We start from the raw sequence: 26,990 nt of genomic DNA, 5'->3' as shown, positions 1-26,990 counted from the left end.
TAACCCAAGCCCTTAATTTCCAAGCTCTTATTCTAGCTCTTATATTCTAGTTCTTATGTTATGAAGTTATTAAAATCCCTAGTGTTGCTCGCTGTTTTTGGGTCGGTTATGCCAAGCTATGCCGATGATTCATTGGTTATTAATACCGCACTCAATGGCGGAGTTTCTGCTAATCAAGCCCATGCAACCAATGACACAGCCCCACAAGATAACAGCGTTCTTAAATTTACACCAAAAGACACGCACGACTATTCATTATTAAAATCCCAGCTACTTGGTATTTATACTCAAATAGATGGTCTAAAAGATGTGCAGATTGCCGTAGATGGCTTGGGTGTTACGTTGTCAGGCGATGTGCCAAATGACGCCAAAGCTACACAGGCGGTCAATCTTGCTAAGCAGATGAGTAGTCTACCAGTCAATGATGAGCTTACTCGTACGCTAGATTTACAAGAGAATGTCACCCCATTTTTAAAAAATCTAAAAGACCGTTCGGTAGATGTGGTGCGTGCCTTGCCCTTATTAGCGTTGTCGCTTTTGGTGATGTGGATTTTTTGGAAAATTGGTGGGTTTTTCGCTGGACGTGAGTGGTTTTGGCGAAAAATCACGCCGAACGTTTTTGTGGCTGAACTTGTCTCGCAAATTATACGTTTTGGCTTTGCTCTGATTGGTGTGATTGCAGGGCTGTATTTGATGGGGGCTCAGGCGATTATTGGCACATTGCTTGGTGGGGCAAGTATTTTGGGCGTGGCAGTGGGCTTTGCGGTGAAGGATTCTATTGAAAACTACATTGCATCTTTGATGTTATCGCTTCGTCAGCCATTTCGTGTCAAAGACCATGTAAGAATCAATAATTATGAAGGTATCGTGGTTCGCTTGACCAGTAGGGCAACCATTTTAATGACATTAAATGGTAACCAATTACGATTGCCCAATTCAGAAGTTTTTACTGGGACAATTTTAAATTATTCTAAAAATACGGACAGGCGTTTTGTGTTTGAATTGGGGGTTGACCCAGATGATGACCCATTGGCAGCCATCAAAGTGGGGGTAGATGCATTAAATCAGCTAGATTTTGTATTAGATACGCCCAAAGCGAGTGCCAATATCATTGATGTGGGCGATTTTGCGGTGATTATTGAATTTTCTGCATGGGTTAATCAAGAACAAATCAATTTTAAAACAGCCAGAACGCTAGGCATTCGTGAAGTGAAACACGCTCTTGAAACACATGGATTTGCTCTGCCTGGACCCAATTATCAGATTCGCTTTGATGATAAGATTGAGACGATGACCGCCAGTGCCTTAGAACAAAAATTGGACGTCAATCAAGCTCAAAAGTCTCAGGCTCAAAAATCGCAGAGTAAAGATGAAGCTCGAGCAAGGGCAAAAGGTATTTTGTGCGGTGTGCCAGAAGATGAGATTGTTAATACTGTGCCTGATATTCGGATATTGCATACACTAGATGAAGAACTACAAAAACGTCAAGACGACCTATTAAATGATAAAAGTCCACAAGAATAGAGTGTGTTGATATTTTTCATTGTAGGTTTTTAATTTGGACAAAAACTTGTTACAATAGTCTAAATTTTTATAAGAGTAATTGCCATGCGACACAATCACCGTGCTTTTAACGAGCTTCGCTCCATTTCATTAACACGCAACTACACCAAGCACGCAGAAGGTTCTGTGTTGGTGTCGTTTGGCGATACCAAAGTGCTTTGTACCGCAAGTATTGAGACAGGTGTGCCACGTTGGTTAAAAGGACAAGGACAAGGCTGGCTGACCGCCGAATACGGTATGCTACCACGAGCCACAGGCACCCGCACCCAACGAGAAGCGACTCGTGGCAAGCAGTCTGGACGCACCCAAGAAATTCAGCGACTCATTGGGCGGTCGTTGCGTGCGATGATTGATTTGTCCAAACTTGGTGAGAAGACCATTTATATTGATTGTGATGTCATTCAAGCTGATGGCGGTACTCGCACCGCCAGTATCACAGGGGCGGCGGTGGCGGTCATTGACGCATTAGAAAGCCTACAACGAGATAAAAAACTGACCAAAGACCCATTGATTGGTCTTGTGGCGGCGGTCTCGGTGGGCATCAAAAATGGACAAGCGTACTTGGATTTGGACTATGCCGAAGATTCTACTTGTGATACGGATTTGAATGTCGTGATGACGCAGATGGGCGGAATTATTGAGATACAAGGGACGGCAGAAGATAAGCATTTTAGCCGTGATGAGCTCAATGTCATGCTAGATTTTGCCGAAAAAGGCATCGGCGAGCTGTTTGAAATCCAAAAGCAAGCGTTGGGTTGGTGATGCTAAAAGTAATAGATGATGGCGTAGAGATTGCACTGCATGGCAAACAGAGTAACTCGCTGTTTTGGGTGTCAATCGTTTTGGTGGTGCTTGCACTCATCGTGGCGGTGGTAGCGATGACCCAAAAGGTACAGATAACGATTGGTATGATGGCGGTATTTGCGGTGGTGATTTTTATTTTTAATACAATCAAGGCGAAAGCCAAAAGCCGTCTATCTATCACATCTGGTCATTTGGTGCTAAAAAATCAATCCTTTTGTTGTGGTCATCATGCCGTACAGCTTAGCCCAACCGCCCAAATCATTGTCGCCAATGACACGCTGATTATCAAGGATAAGGATAAAACGTGGCAAATTTCAGGATTTGAGCATGAAAAAGAGCTGATGGTCGCCCAATCGGTGCTGATGGGTAAAGATATCGCCAAACAACAAAAAACCATCAAAATGCAGGGCTAACTTTTATCCTTTTTTGTCTTTATCCACTTTTTGCCTTTGTCATTGAAAGCTGTGGTGTGTTTTTGATGGCTATGCTAAATATGCTGTGCTGAGTATTTGGCTTGTTGTGTGCTGATATTGTGATGCTGATATTGTGATGCTGATATTGTGATGCTGATATTGTGATGCTGATATTGTGATGCTGATATTGTTGGGTGTTTCGGTTAAAACGACTTTGCTTAAAATAGCTAATGGCTTTACCTAAAACGGCTTAATCACGACAAGTAGCACAACACCAATTAAGATAAACACAGGGATTTCATTAAACCATCGCCAATAGACGTGAGATTTGTAGGCGTGGTTAGCCATCAGTTTTAGGCGAAACTTACCACAGACCACATGATACACGGTCAATAAAATCACCAAGATGATTTTGGCGTGTAGCCAGCCTTGCGTTTTGTAAATATCCCAATTCATCACCACCATAGACAATCCCAATAGCCAAGTTAGCATCATGGCAGGATTCATGATGCCACGATATAGCTTTCTTTCCATGACAACAAACCGCTCTTGGCTGATGACATCATCGCTCATGGCATGATATACAAACAAACGGGGCAAATAAAAAATCCCCGCAAACCAACAGATAACGGCAATAATATGAAAGGCTTTAAGATACATCAACATGGTATTGGCTTTAATAAAAAAAAAGATGGCATATTATACCATCTTTTTTTGTGGGTGGTGGGTGCTTAAAATTGACTTTGTAGCCCAACAAAGCCACCAAGATGGGTGTCGGTGTCTTGGTTTTGGCGATTGGCAGTGATGCTGGCACTTAGGGTGTTGTTGCCAAGATGTATCACGCCACCAAGATTGGCTGTGGTGCTGTTTGGTTTATCATTTTTGATGGTGGTTTGAAACCCTTTGGTGTATTCATGAATAGACGGCAAAGACGTGGTGATGACTTGTGGGTCATCATTGCTCAGTGAGCGTTCATGACCAATCCCTGCGATAATCTGTGCGTTGTCCGTGAGATGATACGCCACGTCTACGCCAACGTTGGCATTGATGAGTTTTTGGCTTTGCTCATGAAAACGCAGTGCGGTAGACAGGTTTGGCTCATTTTCGGTCAGTGTGTCAATGCGTAGTTTTTGTATGTTAGCACCCACATAAGGACGCACGCTTAGACGGTTCATATCAACGCCATAGCTTGCTTGTAGATTGGCGTGCGTGCGTCTGGCGGTTGTTTTGCCTGTATGTGTGCGTGCTTGTCCGTCCCATGCAACCGTTCTTTGGCTTTCAATGCCAAGTCTGTCCATGCCTGCACTGGCATTGACACGAATATTGCCGATGTCATGGCGATGATAAAGCCCAACGCCCACTTGGTTCGTGCGTGCGGTCAGGTGTTTGTCAAGGGTGCTGTACTTAGAAGCTTGGTTTAGATAGATGCCTGTGTGGCTGTTTTCGTTGGCGTGGTCTAAGCCTAAGGTAAATGCAGGTCTGTTTTTATTGTCATTTTGCTTGGCAGTATCAACAGACAGCTTCGCCCAAAGCGAATTTTGTGCTGTATTTGTTGGCGTTTGACCCAAAAGATTCAGCTGTTTATTTAGCTCATCGGCAGTAGTATTGCCTTGAATGAATAGCTGTCTGGGCAGGCGGGCAAATTTAGCAGGGGTGTCAATGATGGACGTATAATACTGAGCCAAAATACGGTGCGTACGACCTGATGGGTGAATGCCATCAGCAAAAGCGTAGGTTTCGTTGGCGTTGGGTTCGGTGCTTTGCCAATCGCTTTGTTTGCATAAAATCGCTTGGGCAGATTCGCCCCCTTGATTTGGACAAGCGGTGTCTGTTACATTGGTGAAGCCAAATGCTTGAGGATTGGCGTTGGCTTCTTGGAGTAGGGCAAAGGTGTTGGCAGGTATGACGTTGGCGTTGCTGTTGTTTAGATTTTGATATAGGCTTCGGTTGTAGATACCAGAGGCTGTGGTGGCGGTGACTGACTGTTCGGCGTTTTGTATCAAGCGTGGTGTTTTGCCCACATCAGGCAGATTAGGCACCAAAATATGCCTTGCACCAGCGGTATGCAGGGTGTTCACCACATCGCTCTCGTCAGTCGCTGCTTTTTTGATGGCTTTGATGGCATCTGTGGTGTTGTTGATTTGGGCGGCTGCCAACAAGTCATTTGCACCGATCCACACTGCATATAGAGCATCTTTATCAGCTTGTTTTGCTTCTTTTAAGTAGCCATCAACTTGCTTGTTCACAGGGGCGACTGACACAAAACCAAACAAGTTTACAGGGGTACTCACCTGAGCGGAGCTGACGGCGTAGTTGGTCTGATTGAGCTTATCTTTGTGGGCGATGGCATCGTGTCCATAATGCTTGGCAAGTACGCCTGCCCAAGTGGGGTCAGGATTGGTGGTGAAAGAGTTTTGTAATTCGCCTGTGATATTTTTGATAAAGCCACTATTGACGGTATTTGCCAAGCGACCAGAGTCGGTTAGGCTATCACCAAAAAAGATGGTCTGGCTAAACTCTTTGGCATAAACATGACTGCTAAGTACAGCGATGACAGATAGGCATAATGCCTTTTTTGTGGAACAAATTTTCATAAAAATACCCTTGATGAATTAAAGTTAAAAGCCATAACAAGGCTCATTAAAGCTGTCTTAGTTGCTTTATTTGGTTTGGCTTGATTGGCACTTGCGGATTTGGTCAAGTTGTATTTGTAATAAGCCAACTACCAAGACCGCTCATGTGCTTCATGGATAATCGTGTAGGACGATGGCATACATGAATACAGACACATGAATACAAGCTAAGCGGACAGCGAGCATGGCTCATCACGATAATCATTGCCTGTCATGGCATTGATGATTTTTGGTTTGGGAGTGGGCTTTTGGGCAGTCAAGCCAAGCTCTGCCATGAGACGGTCATCATTGGCTTGTGATTGGTTGCCTGTGGTGAGCAGTTTATCACCATAAAAAAACGAATTTGCCCCTGCCATAAAGGCAAGTGCCTGCTCGCCGTCTGTCAGGCTTTCACGCCCAGCCGACAGACGCACATAGCTTGTCGGACAACAAATGCGAGTAACGGCGATGGTGCGTATCCATTCAATGACGGATAATTTGCCTTCTGATAGCACCTTGTCGCCCAGTGGCGTGCCTTTGATGGGGACAAGCAGGTTGACAGGAATGGACTGTGGCGGTAGGGGCATTTGAGTGAGTTCAAAAATCCAATCAATGCGGTCGTCTCGGCTTTCGCCCATACCAACGATAGATCCTGAGCAGACGTTAATGCCTGCATCTCTGACGTGTTCTAGTGTCTGCATACGGTCATCGTATGAGCGAGTACTGGTTACTTGGCTATAATAGTTTCTTGATGTGTCTAGATTGTGATTATAATAATCAAGTCCTGCCGCCGCCAAGGTTTGGGCTTGTTCTGGTTGTAGCATACCCAAAGTCATGCACGTCTCTAAGCCCAATGCCTTAACTTCGCCAATCAGCTCAACCAAATAGGGCATATCTTTTGGTGATGGGTGTTTCCATGCCGCCCCCATACAAAAGCGAGATGAGCCTGATGCTTTGGCACGTCGGGCTTCTTTGATAACTTTGGCGATTTCCATGCGTTTTTCGGCGACCAAACCTGTCTTATCACGATGATGACCTGACTGCGAGCAGTAGCCACAGTCTTCTGGGCAGTTGCCTGTTTTGATGGACAGTAGTGTGCTGATTTGCACTTCGTTGGCATTAAAATGCTGACGATGGACGCTTTGAGCCTGCATGAGCAAATCCATGAGTGGCAAATCAAATAAAGCAGAAATATCGTTTTTGGTGCGACGGACGGGAGTAAAATTCATGGCGGTGCCTTGGTAGATAAGATTCTTGTTGGTTGTCAATCCTTTTGACAAGTGTATTCACACAAGATTTAGATTGGTTTAGTAAACAGTTGTTCTTATTTTAATCAATTTATTCAAAAATAGCAAACCTGCTTTTAATAATGATGGGCTAAAAACAGGTTAATGATTGGGCTATTTTAGCTTATTTTTAATGGCGTTGATGATTTGTTTGGTGTAGGGTTTAGCTTGATCGATATAAGTTTGATATTCATCAGGGATTTTGGCAGCATGTTTGGCAACGCCTGCAAACCACAGCACCAATTTATAATCGCCTGTTATCGTTACCTCGCCATCTTGGACAGCGGTCATAAAGGCAGTAACATCAGACTTAGCAAGCATCTTAGCACCTGTCATAGAGTCCTTAAAAGCGATACTTAAATCGGCATTATTAGCTGTACCTGCTACTTGATGAAAATGACTATTTTTAAAGCGGTAATAGCGTGCGACAGTGGGGCTTGTGAACTGTATTGTGATGTTTTTGCCTTCAATTAGGCGGTTAAATGATGCGTTTTCACGATTTTTGGCAAGTGAATGTAAACGAAAGCCTAGGCCTGCAAGCAGTAAATCTAGTGCATCTGTTTTGACATCAATAATAGGCAAAGTAAACATGATATTCCTTAAAAACAATAAGCGTATTTTATGTGTTATATATAGTAGCATAACCTAGTGCGTATAGCACACCTTCAAGACCTGTAATATTCACAGCTGCATCAGCACGAGCCTGAACGATGGGTTTGGCGTGATAGGCGATTCCAAGTCCTGCAGCCATCATCATTGGCAGGTCATTTGCCCCATCTCCAATACAAACCATCTGGTCGGTATGAATACCGAGTTTGTCAGCGACTTTTTGGACGATTTGAGCTTTACGATCGCCATCTAAGATGGTATCTGTCACACGACCAGTTATCTTACCTTCCACTGCTAATAAATCATTGGCATAATACTCATCTATGCCAAGCGTGGTTGCGACATATTTGGCAAAAGGCGTAAATCCACCAGAGACTAAGACGGTGTGAAAACCGAGAGCCTTTAGGGTTTTGATGAGTATTTTTGCACCAGGGCTAAAGCTTAGGTTGTTTTGAATGATGGTATCAATGATGGTAATATCAGCTCCTTTAAGTAGGGCGACACGACGGGCAAAACTTGTACTAAAATCAATCTCGCCACGCATGGCAGACTCGGTAATTTCGCTGATTTTATCTTCAACGCCACAGAATTTAGCAAGCTCAACGATGACTTCTTGCTCAATCAAGGTGGAATCCATATCAAAGCAAGCAAGCTTATATTCTGTTAGCACCTTAGAAATTGGTAAAATATGTACATCGGCATGATAATCTTGTAAAGCTAGGGTAATCTGTTCATCAATAATGTGAGCAGCAGCAGCTCGCTTGGCTTTCGTCATGGGTAGGTTATAAGCTGGAGTTAGCACATAGCGATGAACATACACAGTTAAGGTGTCGCTGTCAGCTTTTGGTGTATCATTATCTTGGACGAAAGTAATTTGCCAATTTGGATTTTTAGCTTGCCAGTTGCTTAAAGAAGATTGTATATACTCGCCTACGTTATCACGCTTGGATACAACGATTACCGCAAAAGCAGGCAGGGCATCTAAATCATGCACGCTTAACGTGCCAGTAAGGGCGGGCAGGGCATGGGTTAAAGTGGTGTACCAGTTTTGTTTTTGTTGATGGTGATGCTTAGGATAATCTAAAGCGTAATCTGTCATGGCAATTCCTGTGATGACATATGTGGTAGAAGTTGGTAAATGTAGCCAAACTTACATATTGACCACAACAGCGATTTTATAAGAGCAAAACATAAAAAAACAAAAAGTGCTTTGATATTAACTAAACTTATCACATTTTGCAAATTTTTATCATAAATTTTTACTCATTTTCATCGTTTTATTGCGATTTTGTGGTATTCTAGCGAGTTTATACAGTCATACTTTTTTTACTATCATTCATTTGCCAAAACCAATTAAGCAGTGCCATGACCTATTTAGCCCCTAGACAAGTACTATTTGCTTTTGTTGTGTTAGCCAGTTTATGCCTACACATCTTATTTTTCATTGTCAGCGAAGAAAGACAGATGCGTGAGACGTATCAGACAGCGATCCAGCAATCGGCAGATTTGCTCGCCCAAGAGATGACCGTACCTTTACCAGCGTCTGATCGTGTTAGTATGAGCGTTATCGGTAAGCGTTATGTAGATGAAGAACAAATCGCATTTGTTGGCGTGTATGACACAAAAGACGTGCTAATCGTGCCTGTGGGTAATGAAAGTGGCGATGGAGCGAGTGTAAAAGTACCCGTTGTAACAGGAGATAAGGCACTAGGTAGCGTAGTGGTGAAAGCTGAGTCCATTGGACGTGCGTCTATCATCGCTAAGCATTGGCTGTTCTTATTGAGTTCTATTGCCTTGCATGCGATACTGTGGTTACTGTACGGCAATCTTGCACGCCCAACCCAAGAGATGCAGCTTAAGATTGCTAAAGATGTGCGCAATCGTCTGTTAGAGCATGGTGTGCTTATCCATCCTGATTCGTTTATGCATGAGGAAAAAAGCCGTCAAGATTTGTCTGTAATGCAGACTACGCACGCTCATAAAGACCAAGATGACAGCACTGCTAAGGCAACAACCGATGAGCTTAAATCAGCAGATGACAGCACGCATCAAAAGGCAGATTTTGTAGTACAAGTATTGTATAACGACCCAAACAACCTATTATCTGCTGTTCATGTGGATACCAAAAAAGCGTACTTCTCGCTATGCACTCAGCTATTAGAAAAGGCAGTGGTGCACTTGATGACATCGCCTTTGGTCGTGGGTGTTAAGGCAAGAGTAATCAAAGACTTTGATGATAAAGGGGCGACAGTTGCTCTATATGGCGAAGATGATCGTGCAAAAGTCGCTACAGCTGCATTTTTATTATCAAAACTGGTGATTATGCTAAATAACATCATCTATGAAAAACACCGTGAATCTCAGCGATTTGCCTTACACGTCAAAACAGTGGTCAGCGATGCAGTATATGCTGACACCATGCGTAAAATGACTAAGCGGCACGATCAGTCGCCAATGCTATTATTAGATGAAGTGTCTTATAACGAAGTAAAAGTCGGTGCTGAACTTGAGCCTATAACAGATACCACGGTCGGCACAGATAGCACAATGTATCAAATTGTGTCATTAACTTCAGCTACGACAGACCGTCTGCAGTCACTCAGAGATGGTGTCTTATTGTCTGATGAGAACTAGCTTAACATCTAAAATACGACTGCCCTTAAAAATTGCTTGACAAAAGTAAAAATAACCGATATAAGGCATAATTAAACACCTACAAAAAAGTCAGTATAAGCAGATGTGGTGTTGAATGACTTTTGGTGATAGTCCAAGCCTTAATATATTGGAGGTTTTATGAGTGATATTGATGATGATTTTGATGATGATTTTGAGGAAGATGTTGATGCTAAGCTGGCAGATGACACTAAAGCCAAGCCACTTGAAAAACGTCTAAAAATTGATGCGTTACTAGAAGAGCAACGTCTAAAGAAGTTAGAGCGAGCATTGTCAGACGATGACTTTGATGAGTTTGATATTGAAGGCGATGACGACTTTGATGATATGTAAACCTTAAGCCTGTGCCTTTCACAGGCTTAATTAATTTAATAATAATCTTAATGAAACCGTGAGGATATGATGAATAAACAAGAATTATTTGATTATTTGGCATCAGATGCCAACCAATTGGGCTTAGACCCGATTGCCGCACATGGCTTTTTGACCGCAACGGTGGTGGGCAAGCCCCTACCAAATTGGATTTCAGCTTTCTTTGAAGGGGGCGAAGAGCAGGTATCTGATGAGGTCAAAGAGGCTTTAGTTGCATGGCGACAAGAGCTGTACGACACACTAAAAGCAGAACAGCCGATTGAACTGCCTTTTGATGCCAGTGAAGAAGCAGAAGATTTTAGTGATGAGGGCGATTTGGCGGCGTGGGCAATTGGCTTTGTAGATGCCATGTACTCAGACGAGAACGTAGATTGGTTTGATGATGAGAATACCGAAGAAGATGTGGCAATGCTCACCTTGCCGATGGTCATACTCTCTGGCATTGACCCTGAAATGGACGACATGCGTGATGAAGAAACGCTAGCACAGATGGCAAATGCCCTAGAAGATAACATCACGGAACTGTTTTTGTTATTCCATACCGATGAATAGTCTTTTAAATGCTCTTTTGGGTGTTTGGCTGTTTACAAGATGATGCCGTGAATGCAAAATGATGTTGAATGACTGCCGTGTTTGCCATTAACCAAGCGATAAAACAGAACAAAAATATTATCAACATCGCCTTATTTATTGCGATAAAAATGTTGTGATAGAAGTTGTGATAGAATGAATCAAATAAGATTTATTATTATTTGATGTTTTATTGTGTCAAAAAAAATTGTGTAAAGAGATAAGTATGCAACTGTCTAATTTAGAGCACCTACCAAACCATACCATCACCGAACGCCTAGATGTGGTCTATGGTAGCACGGTACGCACCAAACACGTTGGTAAGGATTTTTTGGCAGGACTAAAAAATATCGTAGGTGGCGAATTGGTTGCCTATACCCAATTGCTAGAAGAAGCACGCACCGAGGCTGTGGAGCGTATGATTGCCAAAGCCACACAGCTTGGGGCAGATGCCATCGTGGGGGTGCGATTTTCTACATCTAATGTGGCAGCGGGTGCGTCTGAGATTTTTGTCTATGGCACGGCGGTTAAGGCGATAAGAAACACCCCAAATCATCAAGACATACCACGTTACAATCCCTTTGGGGAATGATGATGAAAGATGTGACTGCTTTTATTTTAAACAATCTACAAATTGTTATCGCTGTTGTTTTGTTTTTTGTTGGTTGGTATTTTGGCAGGGCAAATGAGCATAAACACTTAGCCAAGCTTGATGAAGATGAGAAACTGCTTGCTCATATCATCATCTCAAATGAGCGATTTTATATGCCCATCACACAGACAGACGGACAGCTTGTGATGGGGAGTGTGTCTGTTGCCCAAGACCGATTTAAGCTCGTGTTTGCAGACTTTCTTAGCCTGTTTGGTAGGAATCTAACGGTGTATGAAAATCTGTTGGAGCGAGCCCGCCGAGAAGCGGTGGTGCGTATGAAACGCCTTGCCCAAAGCCACGGCTATAACCAAATCTACGGCATTAGGATTGAAACATCAAGTATAGATGCAGGTGGTGTAGAAGTGTTGGCTTATGGCACAGCGGTGATGAGTGAGACAAACCCAAAGGTGTCGCCAAGACTGCCATAATCTAAAAATTGATATTGTGTCTTGTTCTTATTAAAATTTATTTATTCTTAATTTAACTTTAACAAGGATGTTTACTTATGATGAAAAATAGTTACGAATCGCAACTTGTTGAGATTTCTCCAAATATTTTAGCTAAGCTGGATTTAAATTATCAAGGCGGAAGTCACAAATTCAATCATCACATTAAAATCTGAGTGCCAAATAACTAAAAAAATGGAGCCAAAGTGTGAATAAGTATATATTTGGTGCCTTAATCTGCATTTCGTTATTGGCATTGGGCGGCATATTTGTCAGATATAGTGCATTAGAGCCGATTAACACCGCTTTTTATCGTGTGTTATTTGCCTTGCCTATATTTTATATTTTATGCAAAAGAAACAAAAAAAGCTCTTTAAGTATCAATAATAAGCACAAATTATTTGCCATGCTCTCTGGTGTGTTTTTAGCTTTGGATCTGGTGCTATGGAACATCTCTTTTTCTTATACTACGGTGGTTAATGCCAATCTTTTATCCAACCTTGTTGCTTTAACGGTTGTGCCAATTTCTTATTATTTATTTAAAGAAAAACCTACGCTTTCTTTTTTGATTTCAGCCCCTGTGATGGTTTTTGGTGTTGTTTTACTATTTTTAGAAAAAGCACAATTAGGTTCAAATCATACTTTAGGAAATTTGTTGGCATTGGCAACATCGTTTTTTTATGGACTTTTTTTGGTAACTGTATATAAATTAAGAAAAGATATTGATTTTATGGTTATCATGTATTATTCATGTATTGGTTCTATTATTGCATTAATACCATTTGTTTTATTTGAGGGTTTTTCACTACCAACCAGCATCAACGCCATCATTCCATTACTAGGATTGGCAATTTTTTCTCATGTTTTAGGACAAGGTGGCATGAGTTATTTTTTGGGGCATTTAACTGCCATATCCGCTTCGCTAATTGTGCTTAGCCAGCCAGCTATATCTGCTTTGTATGCTTATGTCTTATTTGGCGAATATTTAACAAAATTACAATTTATCGCAATTATTATCATTATGCTTGGATTGTTTATCGGTAAACTCAATGATAATACAATTAGACATTTGCTGACATTAAAAAAATCTGATAGCATTTTGTAGATATATAAAAAATCTACACAACCCCCTAATTTTACGGTAAAATTAGGGGGATTTTATTTTTTTATAAGCAATGATTAACAGGTAATTTTATGAATAAATTAGCGACTACTTATAATCCAGCTGAACTTGAAGCAGGTATGTATCAGATTTGGGAGCAACAAGGCTACTTCAAACCTACGCTTGACAAGCCAAAATCCTTTTCTATCGTCATTCCGCCACCGAATGTAACAGGTTCATTGCACATGGGGCATGGCTTTAATAATACAATCATGGACGCACTCACTCGTTTTCATCGCATGAAAGGCTATAACACTCTGTGGCAACCCGGTACCGACCATGCAGGGATTGCTACGCAAATGGTGGTGGAGCGTCAGCTTGGTTTGCAAGGCGTAAGTCGTCATGACTTGGGGCGTGAGGCATTCATTGATAAAGTGTGGGAATGGAAAAATGAGAGTGGCGGTAACATCACACGCCAAATCCGCCGTCTTGGGTCAAGTGTAGACTGGTCTCGTGAACGTTTCACGATGGACGATGATTTATCCCAAGTGGTCAAAGAAGTGTTTGTCCGTCTGCACGATGAAGGTCTGATTTATCGTGGTAAAAGATTGGTGAACTGGGACCCAAAACTACAAACCGCCGTCTCGGATTTGGAAGTAGAAAACCGTGATGAAAAAGGCTTTATGTATCATGTTCGCTACCCATTTGTGGACAAAGACGAAAGCTTTGGCGGTGGCTATATGCACATCGCCACCACTCGCCCAGAGACAATTTTGGCGGACGGCTGTTTGGCAGTACACCCTGATGATGAGCGTTATAAAGACGTGATTGGCAAGATGGTACACGTTCCCATGACCGACCGCATCATTCCAGTTGTCGCAGACCCTTATCCTGACCCTGAGTTTGGCACAGGGTGCGTGAAGATTACCCCTGCTCACGATTTTAATGATTATGAAGTCGGCAAACGCCACGACATTGAGATCATCAATTTGATGAATCTTGATGCTACGATGAATGACAATGCCCCAGAACGTTATCGTGGGCTTGACCGCTTTGATGCTCGCACAAAAATCGTGGAAGATTTGCAAGAGTACGGCTATCTTGAAAAAATTGAACCCCACGAATTAAAACGCCCCTATGGCGACCGCTCTGGCGTGGTGATTGAGCCACTGTTGACCGACCAATGGTATGTCAAAATCGCACCGCTTGCTAAGCCTGCCATACAGGCGGTAGAAAATGGCGACATCAAATTTGTCCCAGAGCAGTACACCAATATGTACATGGCGTGGATGAAAGACATTCAAGATTGGTGTATCTCACGCCAGCTGTGGTGGGGACATCGCATTCCTGCGTGGTATGATGAGACTGGCAATGTCTATGTGGGGCGTGATGAGAGTGAAGTGCGTGTCAAATACGACTTAGGCGACATACCGCTTCGCCAAGATGAAGACGTACTAGATACTTGGTTTAGTTCTGCACTTTGGACGTTTAGCACGCTTGACTGGACAGGCACGGACAAAGATTTTGATAATGCCATTTTGCAACATTTTCACCCAACAAGTGTGCTGGTTACTGGCTTTGACATCATATTCTTTTGGGTGGCTCGCATGATTATGATGACCTTGCATTTTGTCAAAGACAAAGATGGCAAACCGCAAGTGCCATTTAAAACCGTCTATGTACATGGTCTGGTGCGTGATGGTGAAGGTCAAAAGATGAGTAAATCTAAGGGTAATGTGCTAGACCCTTTGGATTTGATTGATGGCATTGATTTGGACGCTTTGGCTGCCAAACGCACCACAGGTCTTATGAACCCCAAAGATGCCACCAAAATTGAAAAAGCGACACGTAAAGAATTTCCCGAAGGGCTGATGGCTTATGGCACGGACGCACTTAGATTTACTTTTGCAAGCCTTGCTAGTACAGGGCGAGATATTAAATTTGACCTAAAACGTGTGGAGGGTTATCGCAATTTTTGTAATAAAATTTGGAATGCCAGCAAGTTTGTGCTGATGAATGTAGAAGGTAAGAGCATCAGCGACACCAAACGACCCAAGCTTTGGGAATTGTCCGAAAAATGGATAATCAGCCGACTACAAAAATGCGAGCAGGCGGTCAATACTGCCTTTGAGACTTACCGTTTTGATTTGGCAAGTCAGGCGATTTATGACTTTATTTGGAATGAATATTGCGATTGGTACTTGGAGCTGGTCAAACCTGTCTTAAATGACGACACGGTAGCTGATGAACGTAAGGCAGAAATTCGCCGTGTGCTACTTGCCACCTTGGAGACTGCACTGCGACTAATCCACCCAATCATGCCATTTATCAGCGAAGAGATTTGGCAGACCATCGCTCCCATGTTGGGTATCAAAGGCAAGAGTATCATGCTTGCAGATTTTCCTGTGGCAAATCAAGAGCTTATCAATGAGCAAGCCGAGCATGATATGGCGTGGCTACAAGGTTTAATTGGTGCGGTGCGAAATATCCGTGGCGAGATGAAACTGGGCAATGCTGTGCGTCTGCCTGTATTGCTACAAGGTGTGAGCGATGAAGAGCGGTCAAGCCTAAACCGCATTGAAAGCCAGTTCAAGGCACTTGCCAAAGTAGAGAGCCTAACGATTGTGGGCGACAATGATGAAGTTCCATTATCATCGCAAGCTCTAATCGGCTCTTTAAAAGTTTTGGTGCCGATGAAAGGCTTGATTGACCCAAGTGCTGAGCTTGCCCGCCTACAAAAAGTGCGTGATAAACTACAACAGCAGGCGGACGCTATCACTAAGAAATTGGCGAATGAAGGGTTTGTTGCTAAGGCTCCTGCGAGTGTGGTAGAAGCGGAGAAGGGGAAGTTGGCGGAGTTGCAAGGGCAAGTGGGGGAGATAGATAAGCAAATGGAGCAGTTGAGAGCGTTGTGATTTGTTGAAAAATAATCAATCCCTAGCTATGATGGTTGGGGGTTGTTTATTTTATGGAGTGTATCATGCAAAGAGTGATTGTGCCACCAAAGTCTGAATGGGATAATTTGCGGCAACCTTTGGAGTCAGGAGAAAGGCAATTTATTGAGTATTTAGATAAACATTTGAATGCAAATTGGGAAATTTATATTCAACCTGCTTTTAATGGACTTTGTCCTGATGTTATTATTGTAAATCCGAAAGTTGGTATTTGTATTTTTGAAGTTAAAAATTGGAACTTTGATGCTATCCATTATTATTCAGATTATGCCAATAATGGAAAACTGCATTTAAAAGCACAAAAGGGGGTGGAAAAACCTTATCGCCCTGAAAACCCTGTTGATAAATTATTGCTGTATAGGAAAGAAATGATTCATCTGTACACGCCACAGTTGGGTACTGAAAGTGGTAAGAGAGTGTTGTTTTGTGGTTTGGTTTTCCCATCGGCAACACAAGAGCAGTTAAGTAAGGCTGGAATTTATAGTATTTTTGAAAATAGGGGGCGTAGAATTTTTAATAAAGAGAATCCCTATGCAAAATATTTTGTTATTTCCCAAGAATCTTTTTATGACGATATTAATAATGTATTTCCAAAACGATTGCTAGATAATAAAAATTCAACCATGAATGATATTGTTGCTAGTTATTTAAAGTTTTGGTTAATAGAGCCTGATGCAAATAAGGAACAAAGACAACCATTGCAATTGGATAAAAAACAATTGGAGTTTGCGACAACTCGCACAAAGTCTGGTTATAGACGTTTAAAGGGTCCAGCTGGTTCAGGAAAGTCAATTGTTGTTGCTAAAAAAGCAACTCATTTATTGGAGCAAGGAAAATCTGTATTGGTCGTTAGTTTTAATATTACTTTGTGTAATTATCTTACTGATTTGGCGGTTAGAGAGTATTCAAAAGCAAGAAAAGAAGGTGTATGGCTTAATTTTCATTATTTATGTTCAAGAATTTGTATAGAATCAGGGTATGATAAAGAATATAATGCCTTATTTCAAAATTTAAAAAATGACGAATTTGTTGATGATAATAAACTTTGTGCATTGGTAGAGCAATGTTTAGATGAAGGGCTTTTTAATGAGAAATATGATGCCATCTTAGTTGATGAGGGTCAAGATTATAATCCAAGATGGTGGAACATATTAAGAAGGCTATTAAATGATGGTGGTGAAATGTTATTAGTTGCAGATTCAACCCAGGATATTTATGCTAAAAATAATCTTTGGACTGATGATGCGATGACCGATTGCGGTTTTTCTGGTCGTTGGTCAGAGTTAAACGCCACTTATAGATTACCATTCCCTGTCATTCCATTTGTTTGTGATTATATAGATACATTCTTACCAAATTCAAATATCATAAAGCCAGAGCCAATAGAATTTGATGAAAATGATATGTTTTCATCAGATGCAAGTAATGCAGGAAACTTTCAATTTAGGTGGATAAATGAAATAAATTTAGATAAGTCAATTTTAAGAAATCATATTCTAGAATTTGAAGGTGTAGCTAGGAGTTTAAATATGGCATTTGCCGACCAAACTATCATTACTACAACACATAATCTAGGGTTGCAAATATGCGAAGTCTTAAAATCTAATGGAAAAAGATATACTGATATATTTTCCACAGATAAATTGGAGTCTCGCAGAAAGAAACAATATTTCTTTAAAGGTGCTCAAACAATTAAAGCCTGTACAATTCACAGTTACAAAGGCTGGGAGTCAAAGGCTTTAATGATAATCTTAGATGATTTATCTTTTGTAGAATGTGCATATGAGTTAATTTATGTGGCTTTAACAAGAATTAAAAAAGATGATACGTCTGTAATTTATGTTGTGTGTTCTGATAGTAGGTTATTTGATTTTGGAGAAAGGTGGCATAATAAATTTAATCAAAGTTAATAAATTGTTCAATCTAGTTTTTCTAAAACCAAACTTGGTATAAATATTGTTAGGTTGGTAGGTTAATAATCTCATTATCCTACCAGCCCACTCGCCACCCTAAACACCCCACAATGCCCATCAACCACCACATTTACATCATCACTATATCCCCCGCCCATGACCACCACCACAGGCACACCAAACTGATAAGCGGTGGTTAGGACAATCTCATCTCGCTCATGACAGCCTGCCATCGTTAGCGACAGTTTGCCGAGCTTATCGGTTGCCAATACGTCCACACCTGCTTGATAAAAGATGATGTCAGGATTTGTCTGTTTGATAAGATTTGGCAGAGTGTCTGTTAGGATTTGTAGATATTCATCATCGCCTGTACCATCGGCAAGCTCAATATCTAGGTCGGACGGTGGTTTGATGAATGGGTAATTTTTCTTGCCGTGCATACTAAATATAAATACACTAGGATTATTTGCCATAATGGACGCATTGCCATTGCCTTGGTGTACGTCCAAATCCACGCTTAATATCTGCCGAGCTTGACCCCTTTGCAAGAGTAAATTACTTGCTACGCACACATCATTAAACACACAAAACCCTTCGCCATGGTCTGCAAAACCATGATGCGTTCCGCCTGACGTGGACAGTGATATGCCGTATTGTAGTGCGTATAAGGCACATTCATAGGTGGCGTGGGTGATGTAGCGTTCTCTTTTGACAAGCTGTGCTGACATTGGCAGACCGATTTTACGAATCTCTTTGTCAGATAGTGTGCCTGTTTTTAATTTATGCCAATAATCATTACTGTGCGTGCTTAGGATTTCACTCTCGGAGAGCATTTGTGGGTGGAATAAATTATCTGCACGAATCACGCCATCATTGATGAGTTTTTTGGGGATTAGGTCATATTTTGCCATGGGGAAGCGATGACCCATAGGCAAGGGGTGGCAAAACAGGGGTGAGTGGGCGATTTTAAGCATGGTTATTGGACAGTGCTTGTCGGGGTAAATTGATCTGTATCATCAGCATTATTCCCATCATCGCCATCAAGTCTTAAATAGGGGCGTAAATCATAACCATATAAGTCATTGGTAAGCACATCGTCAATCAGCTGTTTGGCAATTTTAGTCAGCCCTAGTACGCCATGCATATGACTCATGACAGAGTGCGTATTGATAATGGTAAATTCAGCATCCATAAAAATCTTCACTCGCACTTCACCATCATTTGGGTCAAGCTCAATACTGCCAAAGCCTAGACTGTTATTGACATAAGCGATTTTAGCCATGGCAGCAGCAAAATACGACTGCGGTACAATTTCATCTAAAATACCAAAAATACTAACCAGCTGATTTGTTTCATTAATGCGAAATACGCAGGCCAAATCATCGCCATCATCATCACCAAAGCTTAAAATTAGATGATGGATACGAGATTCATCAGCTTTTGGCGGTCGGTGTTCGTAATACAAATCTTGCTCATCAAGCACTTGTTTAATAACGGTTGTGATGGGCTGTAAATAAAAGTCTTTTTGGTCATTGATCGTTTTTTGATTAAGCCAAAAATCAGCCAAATGGTTTGGATTTGTTGTATCACTTGGGGTGTTTTGATGATTAGACACATCGTCTTTAGGCATATCGCTTGGCGATGACTGAAATAGCTGCCGTAATTTTTTAAAAAGGTTCATAAAAGGTCTTGGTTGAATGACAAAAGATAAATGGGCTAAAATCGCTTAGCTATCATAGCAAATCTGGTCAATTTTTGGGCAAAATTTTGTAAATTTTGGTATGATGGGCGGTGATATTTAGCCATAACACATCTACCATGACTGATTTTTCTCATCTTAATACCACTTCGCCTAACTGCGTCTTTGCCATGCAAGGCGTGGACGTACAGCGGGGCGATTTTGTACTGTGTAGCGATGTTCGCCTAACTTTACACGCTGGTGATATTTGCCATCTCATTGGAGAAAATGGCTTAGGTAAGACGACACTACTGTCGCAGATTGCAGGGATTTTACCGATGATGACAGGTAAGATGATGATCGCAGGCGACTTAGCACCTGTGTATGTGTCGCATCAGCTTGGCATTAGTGAGCATTTGACAGTAGCTCAAAATCTGCAATTTTTATTATCACTGTATGGTGTGGATGGCAGCAAGACTGTGATTGAACAAGCTCTTGAAAGGGTGGGTTTGCAAGGTTTAGAACAAATGCCAAGCGGTCAGTTATCAGCAGGTCAGTCTCGGCGAGTTGGTTTGGCTAGGCTTTTTGTGCTGGACGTAGAGCAGTCGCCATTTTGGCTACTTGATGAGCCATTAACCGCTCTTGATGTGGCGATGGTAGCCGATATCGAAGAGCGGATTAGGCAGTTTGCAAGTTGTGGCGGTGCAGTGCTTATGACCAGTCACCAGTTGGTGCGTATCCATAATTGCACCTTAGATTTGGCGGAGTTTGCGTTATGATGAAGTCAGCATTTTTGGCGATGATGGCACGAGAATGGCAAATTAAACGCCAAGGGGCGGTGCAGTGGCTGTTTCCATTGGTGTTGTTTTTGCTCATTATTACGTTATTTCCTTTGGCGATTGGCAGTGAGCCTGCCTTATTGCTGCGTTTGGCAAGCTCGGCAGTGTGGATTGCAACCTTGATTGCTCTAGTAATTGGTGTAGATGATTTATTTCGTGATGACATGGCGAACGGTGTTTTAGCTCAGCTTGTCGTCTCAAGAGCACCACTGCCAGTATGGGTGCTTGCCAGATTGATTATGCACTGGGTTTTTAGTGCAGGCTGTGTGGCGGTATTATCGCTGCTTGCTGTGCCGTTGTTTGACATGCCAGTTAAAGATGCTGTAATTTTAATGGTATCTATCGTGGCAGGTTCACCGCTTATGCTTGCCTTATCTGCCATTGCCAGCAGTTTGACGCTCACGCTTAAAAATGGAGCGGTGCTTGTGCCACTCATCGCTTTACCCATGCAGCTACCTGTGCTGATTTTTGCGACAGGAGCGGTGGATTTATACGCCACAGGACTAAATGGACTGCCTACACTTGCTTTGCTTGGGGCAGGAAGTATTATTGCTATGCTGATTACGCCATTTGTGGTGGCAAGTGTATTAAAGATGGTATGGTCGGATTAGTAAAAAAGCTTATGCTTAGGTAAGGGCATGAAGCGTGCTGAGAGTGAAAAACCGCTTTTTATTAAGCGGTTTTTTAGTTAAAATTCTTGAAAGCATTCAAAAATTGGCATGGTTTGGCGAATGCTTTTTTGGGCAGCTTTATCAAAGTCTGCATAAATGATTGCAAAGTCATCTGTACATTGGGTGTTGTTGGTCGTGGCGATAATCTGACCATTAGCGTTGACCATCATCGCATGACCCCACGTCTGGCGAGTACGCTCGCCAATGTGGTGTGTGCCACCTTGGGTGCTACCAATGATAAGGCATTGACTGTCTAAAGCTCTTGCTTGGAGTAGCGTTTGCCAATGTGTTTTACCTGTTTGGTAGGTGAAAGCTGCTGGCATGCTGATGATGTCTGCTCCCATATTTCGAAGCGTCTGAGCAAGGCGTGGAAATCTCACATCAAAGCAAATCATCAGACCAAGATGAATGATTTGACCATCTATGTTAAGCGGTACGACCACAGGCGTATCACCTGCTTCAAAGGTGTTATTTTCATCATAGCCACCCGTGCTATCATCTACGGTGGCACGAAATAGATGGATTTTATCGTATCGGGCAATCTGCTTACCTTGTGGATTAAAGACAAGACTAACTTGGCGAAATCTATCACCTAAGACATCCGTGCCATCAGGGCGAGTAGGGCAAGGCAACGTACCCGCCACTAGATAGATGTGGTGGGTTTTTGCTAGATTGCCCATAAATGCGACCATCTCATCAAATCTATCGGCAAGTTTGTCTTGTCTTCCCATAACACAAGCGTTCTCAGGCAGTATGATGAGCTGCGCTTGATTGGCAGCTTGGCTTACTGCTTTTTTGATGGTGTCTAAATTGGCGTCAATGTCAGTTTGGCTACATAACTGAATGCTTGCAATACTAAGGCTCATCTTAACCTCCGCCCACAGCTTGGACGACTTCTATGTTCATGCCTTCGGTGATAAGGGTGTCGGCAAGGCGTGATTTTGGGACGAGATTGCCGTCAATTTCAACGGCGAATCTGCCTTGGGTCATCTCTAGGCTCGTCAGTAGATCTAGAACATTGGTCTGGTCGGTGGTGGTGGCATTGCCATTTAGGTTAATATTGGTCATATTTGGTTTTATTTAATAGGTTTGGTTTTGGGTAGAGTGGTGCTGCCTTGCTTATGCAATGTGCCAAATGTAAGCGTCAGCCAGCCCATAATCATAAGCGTGCCACCGATGGGGGTAATCATGCCCAGCCATTTTGGTGCACCAAGTGCCATGGCATAGAGCGTTCCGCTAAAAATAACGATACCTGCTTGTAGCAGATAGGCGGGCAATGAGATTCGATATTGTGTGGTGGCATTTAACACACCGATGGCAAGCAAGCCTAGGGCGTGAACGAACAGATAAAGCGTGGCGGTATGCCAAATTTCGATGGCGTAAGGGTCTGCAAAGCCCTGTAAGCCATGAGCACCGAATGCACCAAGCCCTACACCGATGGCTAGGTTTAGTGCTGCCGTCTTTAGCCAGATAAGTTGGCTGTTATGAACAGTAGCTTTGGTCATAATTATCCGCCTAGCATGACATCATCAACGGTTAGCACGTTTTTAATTTTTTCCATGGCGTTCTTTTCAATCTGACGTACTCGCTCAGCAGAAATGTTATAAACTGCCGCCAAATCATGCAAGGTAGATTTTTGGTCAGCAAGCCAACGCTGGGTGATGATGTCTCGTGAACGCTCATCAAGCTCATTCATAGCAGCGTGCAAAGCGGCAGATGTGTTTTCTTCCCAGTCGGTCTCTTCGACGACATCGGCAGGATTAACCTCATCTTCTAAGTATAGCTGTGGTGCATAGCGACCGTCATCTTCATCTGAATCTTGCATCTCAAATGACGCATCATAGCTGGTTAGGCGGCTTTCCATCTCAAAGACTTGCTTGACGGTGACGTCTAAGTCTTTAGCGATGGCGGTTGCTTCTTCTAGGGTGAGTTGGTTACTTGATTTTTTAAGACTTCTTAGGTTAAAGAATAATTTACGGTGTGCCTTAGTGGTGGCAACTTTCACAATTCGCCAGTTTTTAATGACAAACTCATGAATTTCTGCTTTAATCCAATGCACCGCAAAGCTCACCAAACGTACGCCTTTATTGGGGTCGAAACGCTTGACAGCTTTCATAAGTCCTAAGTTGCCTTCTTGGATAAGGTCGGCTTGTGATAAACCGTATCCTGAGTAACTTCTGGCAATGTGAATGACGAAACGCAAATGACTCATCACAAGTAGCCGAGCAGCTTCTACGTCGCCATCATCATAATATCGATGGGCAAGCGTTTTTTCTTCTTCAGGCGTAAGAATGGGTATTTGATGCACATTATTGATGTATGCCCCAAGATTAATACCAGGTGCAGATAGGCTAGTTGGCATGGCTGGAACTAAGTCTTTAGTGGCGACATCATAGACCGCTTCTGTGACGTCTGTCTCGTCATAATCGATCTTGTGAAACTCATCTAAATCTTCGCCATAAGATTCGATATCCGATGGCTCATAGTCTTCTTCATAGTCGTCATCGAACTCATTATCATAGTCATCTGACTGAATGTTTTTGTTGCTCATTGTGTTTTCTTTTTTTTGGTATAATGGGTTTATTGTACGGCTTTAATGGTTTTCGTGCTAGTCTTTTTTATACTGTTTTTGTAATAATAAAGTGAAAAATGCTGTTGCCTTGTGTGTCATTTGTTTCCCAAGTCTGTACTGCTAGCTTATTTTTTTGGCAATAGCGAACCAAGTCGTTTTGGGAGTTTTTATCGCTGGCGATGAGATACAGGCTACCTCCTAATGCGATATTGCGTAGGCTTAATTTTGCTTTTAGCAGTGGCATAGGACAAGATAGCCCCCGTGCATCAAAAAAGGCGGTAATAAGCGTATTAGCGTCCACATCTTGTAAATGTGCGGCGATTACATCACGTTCGGTTTTGGTGAGTTGTGTTGATATAGTCAGCATGGATTTGTCTGATTTGGGGTTTTGGGTATTTTAGCACACAAATAAAAGATGTCGCATGGAAAGTTATCGTTGGCGTATGTTGAAGTGCTTTTATGTTTGTCGCCAAAAAGTTGTGATATGGTTGATTGCCATGCGTGTATTATGCTGTGGCAATATGACAAGTTTGTGATGTTTTTATGACAGTTTGATGACAATTTTTATAAAAACACCACAGGTAATGGCTAAAATGTATTGATAAGTATAACTTATCTGCCATAATATTCACTACATATTCATGAAATATTTGGCTGAAATGTCGCCATAAAAGACTTTGTCTATTACACTTAAACACTTGGCATGAGCGGTTTTCAGGTGTATGATAAGAACTTAACGTATTATGTGCTGATATTGACATATGCGGTGACTTACTTAAGTTGTTATTTAAAAGGACTAAAATGAACTATCTAGATCACCCACCATTTGACGTGCTAAACAGTGATGAACGCACCAAGCTTGAAAAACACAGCCAAATCGTCTATCTAGATGAAGGGCAAAGCGTGCCAAGCCAGTGGCAGGGTGATTTTTTTGTGATTATTAAGGGAGCGTTAAAGCAATTTTTGGCAGATGAGCTGATTGCAGGGCTTAGCGTGTCTGATTGGTTTAACACAACCACAAAAAACGGTGAGACTTACAACTTTATCACCAGTGAACAAAGCTTGCTGTATCGTATTAACGGTAACGCCCTAAATGATATTGCCGATCAAAATCCCACCCTAAAAAAACTGCTCTACGCTGACCTAGCTTCTCGCCGAGAACTCCAAAACGTGCGTCATGCTCATTATGAGAGTCAGCAGTTATTACATCAAAGCATTGAAAGCCTAGGACATCACATCAAGCCTGCACATTTTGTTGCAAGCACTGCGACATTATTAGAGGCGACGATTGCCATGAATGAGGTGCATGCCAAACACGTTTTGGTTAAGGGTGATAAAGTGGGTATGTTTACCCAAGCAGATGTATGTCATGCGGTGGGCGATGGAGCAGATTTTGATACATCTGTGTTGCCTTATACGAATTTTAACTTAAGCACCATCCATGTTAAGCAAGACCTAAGTGAGGCACTGCTTATCATGCTAGAACGTAAGATTCACCGCCTACCCATAGTTGATGACCATGGGGATATTGTGGGTGTATTAGGGCAGACCGAGCTTTTAAATTTTCTGACCAACCACTCACAGCTGATTGTCGCTAAGATTGAACAGGCATCAAGCCTTGAAAGTCTTGGCATGGCGGTGGATATGATCGGTAAATATATCCGAAATAGTGTGCAGACTGGTGTTAAGACGCACGTCATTAGTCGCACTGTTCAAAGCTTAAATGCTCAAGTCTTTGCTAAAGCGTGGTCACTCATTGCACCCCAATCTGTGGTGGATAATACATGTTTATTTGTGATGGGGTCTGAAGGGCGTGGTGAGCAAATTATGCGTACTGATCAAGATAATGCCCTAATTATCAAAGATGGTTTTTATGATGCCAATCTAGCAGAATACGCCCAACGCTTTAACGATGCTTTGGCTCAGTTTGGCTATCCTTACTGTGATGGGCATATCATGCTAAATAATGAGCTGTGGCGAAAGCCCTTGAGTGCATTTAAAGATCAAGTATTATCATGGTATCAGCACGCAGACGAGAGTATGATTTGGCTTGCAACTTTGCTAGATGCACATTTTGTGGCAGGCGATAAAGATTTATTTGATGAGCTGATGGCATACACGATGGACGCCAAAAACCATGCGGCTGCTAATTTTATTAACCGTTTTGCTAAAGCGATTTTACAGTTTGGCGACGGCAGCCATTTTTGGCAAAAATTCACAGGATCTGCCAATCATGATGTTGACCTTAAAAAAGCGGGTATATTTCCCATTGTGCATGGCGTACGGGCTTTGGCACTGGAGTATGGCATCACAGTAACCAGTACGAGAGCAAGACTAGATGAGCTAGAAAAGCAAAGCGTACTTGATCAAAAAACGACATTAAATCTAAAAGAGGCCTTAGACTTTTTTCTCACCAAGCGTCTTTTGGTGGCACTTGCTACCACAGATAAATCTGCTCGCAAGGTAAATCCAAATCAGCTATCTGCTCTTGAGCGAGATTTACTTAAAGAAAGTTTGGCGGTGGCAAAAGACTTTAAGGGCTTTGTCACAAGACATTATCGCCTTGATGTGTTTGGGGTGTGATGTGTTTGATTTTATAAGACGTGTATTTTTAAGTGAGCATAAGAAACACCACCAAAAATCTCTACTAATTCGCCCAGAGTTTGGCTATTTATTTGATGGCATACCTGATGAGTGGGTGAGTCTTGATCTTGAGATGACAGGGCTTAATCCGAAAACCGACCATATTTTAAGCGTCGGAGCAGTAAGCATCAAGCACAAAGATGGAGTATTAACGATGGACACAGCAGATGCTTTATCCATCGTCTGTCGTCCGCCAGTAATGCCAGATACGAGTACTATCGTCATTCATGGACTTCGCCCCATAGATGTCCAAAATGGCGTAAGTTATAATGAGATGCTTGAGCGGTTATTGCCGTTTATAGCGGGGCGTACTGTGGTGGGTTTTTGTGTGGATATGGATATGAGATTTTTAAATGCTTTAGCTGCTCCTTATCTTGGGGTTAAGCTGCCAAATAAGACGCTAGATGTTAGCGTGCTTGATCAAAAGATTCGCCAAAAAAAGCAGCGTGATCCAAACGTTTTCGTTGAGAAAAAGCACCTAAACCAACTGCTAAAATCTTATAAAATCCCATTATTACCTGCTCATGACGCCCTAAATGACGCTATGATGACAGCGATGCTGTTTTGCCATCTTAATAAAAACCACCCATAGAGCTATCAGCTGATTGTGGTAATCTA

At 42.2% G+C, this 26,990-nt stretch carries 27 protein-coding genes; 15 read left to right on the top strand and 12 right to left on the bottom strand.

The window, feature by feature from the left end; all coding sequences use genetic code 11:
- The first annotated feature begins 60 nt into the window (after positions 1–60).
- The 3 genes from LU293_RS02040 to LU293_RS02030 all read left to right on the top strand — a co-directional run bounded on the left by LU293_RS02040 (position 61) and on the right by LU293_RS02030 (position 2,780).
- Positions 61–1,524 (top strand): mechanosensitive ion channel domain-containing protein, encoded by a 1,464-nt coding sequence (locus LU293_RS02040; RefSeq protein ID WP_242748266.1) that lies wholly within the window; start codon positions 61–63, stop codon positions 1,522–1,524.
- Positions 1,525–1,608: 84 nt separating this feature from the next.
- Entirely contained in the window at positions 1,609–2,325 is a 717-nt protein-coding gene (rph, locus tag LU293_RS02035) for a ribonuclease PH (RefSeq protein WP_242748265.1), read from the top strand.
- Entirely contained in the window at positions 2,325–2,780 is a 456-nt protein-coding gene (locus tag LU293_RS02030; RefSeq protein WP_242748264.1) for a hypothetical protein, read from the top strand. Before rph ends, LU293_RS02030 begins: the two co-directional genes overlap by 1 nt.
- Before the next feature lie 240 nt (positions 2,781–3,020).
- Here the strand turns inward: LU293_RS02030 and LU293_RS02025 are convergent, their stop codons facing one another.
- From LU293_RS02025 to serB, 5 genes are all read right to left on the bottom strand, one after another.
- Positions 3,021–3,446, bottom strand: coding sequence for a CopD family protein (locus LU293_RS02025; RefSeq protein WP_242748263.1), 426 nt, complete (start codon positions 3,444–3,446; stop codon positions 3,021–3,023).
- A gap of 65 nt (positions 3,447–3,511) precedes the next feature.
- Positions 3,512–5,374 carry an autotransporter domain-containing protein gene (locus LU293_RS02020; RefSeq protein WP_242748262.1) on the bottom strand — a complete coding sequence of 621 codons (1,863 nt, stop codon included), beginning with the start codon at positions 5,372–5,374 and terminating at the stop codon, positions 3,512–3,514.
- 206 nt (positions 5,375–5,580) lie between these two features.
- A complete protein-coding gene (bioB, locus tag LU293_RS02015) occupies positions 5,581–6,621 on the bottom strand; it encodes a biotin synthase BioB (protein ID WP_242748261.1) in 1,041 nt (346 codons plus the stop codon).
- A gap of 171 nt (positions 6,622–6,792) precedes the next feature.
- Positions 6,793–7,269: a hypothetical protein gene (locus LU293_RS02010; protein ID WP_242748260.1), complete on the bottom strand. Its 477-nt coding sequence runs from the start codon at positions 7,267–7,269 to the stop codon at positions 6,793–6,795.
- A 28-nt stretch (positions 7,270–7,297) separates the two neighbouring features.
- Positions 7,298–8,386, bottom strand: a complete 1,089-nt coding sequence (serB, locus tag LU293_RS02005; protein ID WP_242748259.1) for a phosphoserine phosphatase SerB — start codon at positions 8,384–8,386, stop codon at positions 7,298–7,300.
- Between the two features lie 266 nt (positions 8,387–8,652).
- Here serB and LU293_RS02000 point away from each other — a divergent pair, with 266 nt between their 5' ends.
- From LU293_RS02000 to LU293_RS01965, 8 genes are all read left to right on the top strand, one after another.
- Positions 8,653–9,921: a hypothetical protein gene (locus tag LU293_RS02000; RefSeq protein ID WP_242748258.1), complete on the top strand. Its 1,269-nt coding sequence runs from the start codon at positions 8,653–8,655 to the stop codon at positions 9,919–9,921.
- Between the two features lie 159 nt (positions 9,922–10,080).
- The gene (locus tag LU293_RS01995; protein WP_242748257.1) at positions 10,081–10,293 is read left to right on the top strand and encodes a PA3496 family putative envelope integrity protein; all 213 of its coding nucleotides are present in this window, start codon (positions 10,081–10,083) and stop codon (positions 10,291–10,293) included.
- 69 nt (positions 10,294–10,362) lie between these two features.
- Entirely contained in the window at positions 10,363–10,884 is a 522-nt protein-coding gene (locus tag LU293_RS01990) for a YecA/YgfB family protein (RefSeq protein ID WP_242749602.1), read from the top strand.
- Positions 10,885–11,128: 244 nt separating this feature from the next.
- Positions 11,129–11,494 (top strand): YbjQ family protein, encoded by a 366-nt coding sequence (locus tag LU293_RS01985; protein ID WP_242748256.1) that lies wholly within the window; start codon positions 11,129–11,131, stop codon positions 11,492–11,494.
- A 2-nt stretch (positions 11,495–11,496) separates the two neighbouring features.
- On the top strand, positions 11,497–11,982 hold the full coding sequence (locus LU293_RS01980; RefSeq protein WP_242748255.1) for a YbjQ family protein: 486 nt from the start codon (positions 11,497–11,499) through the stop codon (positions 11,980–11,982).
- Positions 11,983–12,208: 226 nt separating this feature from the next.
- Positions 12,209–13,105, top strand: coding sequence for a DMT family transporter (locus LU293_RS01975; protein ID WP_242748254.1), 897 nt, complete (start codon positions 12,209–12,211; stop codon positions 13,103–13,105).
- An 89-nt stretch (positions 13,106–13,194) separates the two neighbouring features.
- Positions 13,195–16,017 (top strand): valine--tRNA ligase, encoded by a 2,823-nt coding sequence (locus tag LU293_RS01970; RefSeq protein WP_242748253.1) that lies wholly within the window; start codon positions 13,195–13,197, stop codon positions 16,015–16,017.
- 65 nt (positions 16,018–16,082) lie between these two features.
- Positions 16,083–17,966, top strand: a complete 1,884-nt coding sequence (locus tag LU293_RS01965; protein WP_242748252.1) for a UvrD-helicase domain-containing protein — start codon at positions 16,083–16,085, stop codon at positions 17,964–17,966.
- 74 nt (positions 17,967–18,040) lie between these two features.
- Here LU293_RS01965 and LU293_RS01960 read toward each other — a convergent pair whose 3' ends face one another.
- Positions 18,041–18,943 (bottom strand): histone deacetylase family protein, encoded by a 903-nt coding sequence (locus tag LU293_RS01960; protein ID WP_242748251.1) that lies wholly within the window; start codon positions 18,941–18,943, stop codon positions 18,041–18,043.
- Between the two features lie 2 nt (positions 18,944–18,945).
- Complete coding sequence (locus LU293_RS01955; RefSeq protein ID WP_242748250.1) at positions 18,946–19,650, bottom strand: type III secretion system chaperone family protein; 705 nt, start codon at positions 19,648–19,650, stop codon at positions 18,946–18,948.
- Between the two features lie 137 nt (positions 19,651–19,787).
- Between LU293_RS01955 and ccmA the strand changes: the two genes are divergently transcribed.
- Together ccmA and LU293_RS01945 are read left to right on the top strand one after the other, a co-directional pair.
- The gene (ccmA, locus tag LU293_RS01950; RefSeq protein WP_242748249.1) at positions 19,788–20,426 is read left to right on the top strand and encodes a heme ABC exporter ATP-binding protein CcmA; all 639 of its coding nucleotides are present in this window, start codon (positions 19,788–19,790) and stop codon (positions 20,424–20,426) included.
- Positions 20,423–21,097, top strand: coding sequence for a heme exporter protein CcmB (locus tag LU293_RS01945; protein ID WP_242748248.1), 675 nt, complete (start codon positions 20,423–20,425; stop codon positions 21,095–21,097). The genes ccmA and LU293_RS01945 overlap by 4 nt, the downstream gene beginning before the upstream one ends.
- Before the next feature lie 77 nt (positions 21,098–21,174).
- Here LU293_RS01945 and LU293_RS01940 read toward each other — a convergent pair whose 3' ends face one another.
- From LU293_RS01940 to LU293_RS01920, 5 genes are all read right to left on the bottom strand, one after another.
- Positions 21,175–22,023, bottom strand: coding sequence for a nitrilase-related carbon-nitrogen hydrolase (locus LU293_RS01940; RefSeq protein ID WP_242748247.1), 849 nt, complete (start codon positions 22,021–22,023; stop codon positions 21,175–21,177).
- Position 22,024: 1 nt separating this feature from the next.
- Positions 22,025–22,225 carry a sulfur carrier protein ThiS gene (thiS, locus tag LU293_RS01935; RefSeq protein ID WP_242748246.1) on the bottom strand — a complete coding sequence of 67 codons (201 nt, stop codon included), beginning with the start codon at positions 22,223–22,225 and terminating at the stop codon, positions 22,025–22,027.
- Between the two features lie 8 nt (positions 22,226–22,233).
- Positions 22,234–22,629 carry a DUF423 domain-containing protein gene (locus LU293_RS01930; RefSeq protein ID WP_242749600.1) on the bottom strand — a complete coding sequence of 132 codons (396 nt, stop codon included), beginning with the start codon at positions 22,627–22,629 and terminating at the stop codon, positions 22,234–22,236.
- A gap of 35 nt (positions 22,630–22,664) precedes the next feature.
- Positions 22,665–23,519: an RNA polymerase sigma factor RpoH gene (gene rpoH / locus LU293_RS01925; protein ID WP_242749598.1), complete on the bottom strand. Its 855-nt coding sequence runs from the start codon at positions 23,517–23,519 to the stop codon at positions 22,665–22,667.
- A gap of 256 nt (positions 23,520–23,775) precedes the next feature.
- Positions 23,776–24,096: a sulfurtransferase TusA family protein gene (locus tag LU293_RS01920; RefSeq protein WP_242748245.1), complete on the bottom strand. Its 321-nt coding sequence runs from the start codon at positions 24,094–24,096 to the stop codon at positions 23,776–23,778.
- Between the two features lie 434 nt (positions 24,097–24,530).
- Between LU293_RS01920 and LU293_RS01915 the strand changes: the two genes are divergently transcribed.
- The gene (locus tag LU293_RS01915) at positions 24,531–26,312 is read left to right on the top strand and encodes a DUF294 nucleotidyltransferase-like domain-containing protein (protein ID WP_242748244.1); all 1,782 of its coding nucleotides are present in this window, start codon (positions 24,531–24,533) and stop codon (positions 26,310–26,312) included.
- A 1-nt stretch (position 26,313) separates the two neighbouring features.
- Positions 26,314–26,964 carry a 3'-5' exonuclease gene (locus LU293_RS01910; protein WP_242748243.1) on the top strand — a complete coding sequence of 217 codons (651 nt, stop codon included), beginning with the start codon at positions 26,314–26,316 and terminating at the stop codon, positions 26,962–26,964.
- Positions 26,965–26,990 lie beyond the last annotated feature (26 nt).

Origin of the sequence: Moraxella nasovis (genome assembly GCF_022701215.1) — a bacterium.
In the GTDB taxonomy this organism is placed as follows: Bacteria; Pseudomonadota; Gammaproteobacteria; order Pseudomonadales; family Moraxellaceae; genus Moraxella; species Moraxella nasovis.
The sequence above is the reverse complement of the archived record's forward strand: the minus strand, read 5'-3'. Positions and strand labels throughout refer to the sequence as shown.

Excerpts from the sequence above, each read along its gene's own strand:
- LU293_RS02040 (WP_242748266.1), top strand. The coding sequence starts at position 61 with ATGAAGTTATTAAAATCCCTAGTGTTGCTCGCTGTTTTTGGGTCGGTT.
- rph (WP_242748265.1), top strand. The coding sequence starts at position 1,609 with ATGCGACACAATCACCGTGCTTTTAACGAGCTTCGCTCCATTTCATTA.
- LU293_RS02030 (WP_242748264.1), top strand. The coding sequence starts at position 2,325 with ATGCTAAAAGTAATAGATGATGGCGTAGAGATTGCACTGCATGGCAAA.
- LU293_RS02025 (WP_242748263.1), bottom strand. The coding sequence starts at position 3,446 with ATGTTGATGTATCTTAAAGCCTTTCATATTATTGCCGTTATCTGTTGG.
- LU293_RS02020 (WP_242748262.1), bottom strand. The coding sequence starts at position 5,374 with ATGAAAATTTGTTCCACAAAAAAGGCATTATGCCTATCTGTCATCGCT.
- bioB (WP_242748261.1), bottom strand. The coding sequence starts at position 6,621 with ATGAATTTTACTCCCGTCCGTCGCACCAAAAACGATATTTCTGCTTTA.
- LU293_RS02010 (WP_242748260.1), bottom strand. The coding sequence starts at position 7,269 with ATGTTTACTTTGCCTATTATTGATGTCAAAACAGATGCACTAGATTTA.
- serB (WP_242748259.1), bottom strand. The coding sequence starts at position 8,386 with ATGACAGATTACGCTTTAGATTATCCTAAGCATCACCATCAACAAAAA.
- LU293_RS02000 (WP_242748258.1), top strand. The coding sequence starts at position 8,653 with ATGACCTATTTAGCCCCTAGACAAGTACTATTTGCTTTTGTTGTGTTA.
- LU293_RS01995 (WP_242748257.1), top strand. The coding sequence starts at position 10,081 with ATGAGTGATATTGATGATGATTTTGATGATGATTTTGAGGAAGATGTT.
- LU293_RS01990 (WP_242749602.1), top strand. The coding sequence starts at position 10,363 with ATGAATAAACAAGAATTATTTGATTATTTGGCATCAGATGCCAACCAA.
- LU293_RS01985 (WP_242748256.1), top strand. The coding sequence starts at position 11,129 with ATGCAACTGTCTAATTTAGAGCACCTACCAAACCATACCATCACCGAA.
- LU293_RS01980 (WP_242748255.1), top strand. The coding sequence starts at position 11,497 with ATGAAAGATGTGACTGCTTTTATTTTAAACAATCTACAAATTGTTATC.
- LU293_RS01970 (WP_242748253.1), top strand. The coding sequence starts at position 13,195 with ATGAATAAATTAGCGACTACTTATAATCCAGCTGAACTTGAAGCAGGT.
- LU293_RS01965 (WP_242748252.1), top strand. The coding sequence starts at position 16,083 with ATGCAAAGAGTGATTGTGCCACCAAAGTCTGAATGGGATAATTTGCGG.
- LU293_RS01960 (WP_242748251.1), bottom strand. The coding sequence starts at position 18,943 with ATGCTTAAAATCGCCCACTCACCCCTGTTTTGCCACCCCTTGCCTATG.
- LU293_RS01955 (WP_242748250.1), bottom strand. The coding sequence starts at position 19,650 with ATGAACCTTTTTAAAAAATTACGGCAGCTATTTCAGTCATCGCCAAGC.
- ccmA (WP_242748249.1), top strand. The coding sequence starts at position 19,788 with ATGACTGATTTTTCTCATCTTAATACCACTTCGCCTAACTGCGTCTTT.
- LU293_RS01945 (WP_242748248.1), top strand. The coding sequence starts at position 20,423 with ATGATGAAGTCAGCATTTTTGGCGATGATGGCACGAGAATGGCAAATT.
- LU293_RS01940 (WP_242748247.1), bottom strand. The coding sequence starts at position 22,023 with ATGAGCCTTAGTATTGCAAGCATTCAGTTATGTAGCCAAACTGACATT.
- thiS (WP_242748246.1), bottom strand. The coding sequence starts at position 22,225 with ATGACCAATATTAACCTAAATGGCAATGCCACCACCACCGACCAGACC.
- rpoH (WP_242749598.1), bottom strand. The coding sequence starts at position 23,519 with ATGCCAACTAGCCTATCTGCACCTGGTATTAATCTTGGGGCATACATC.
- LU293_RS01920 (WP_242748245.1), bottom strand. The coding sequence starts at position 24,096 with ATGCTGACTATATCAACACAACTCACCAAAACCGAACGTGATGTAATC.
- LU293_RS01915 (WP_242748244.1), top strand. The coding sequence starts at position 24,531 with ATGAACTATCTAGATCACCCACCATTTGACGTGCTAAACAGTGATGAA.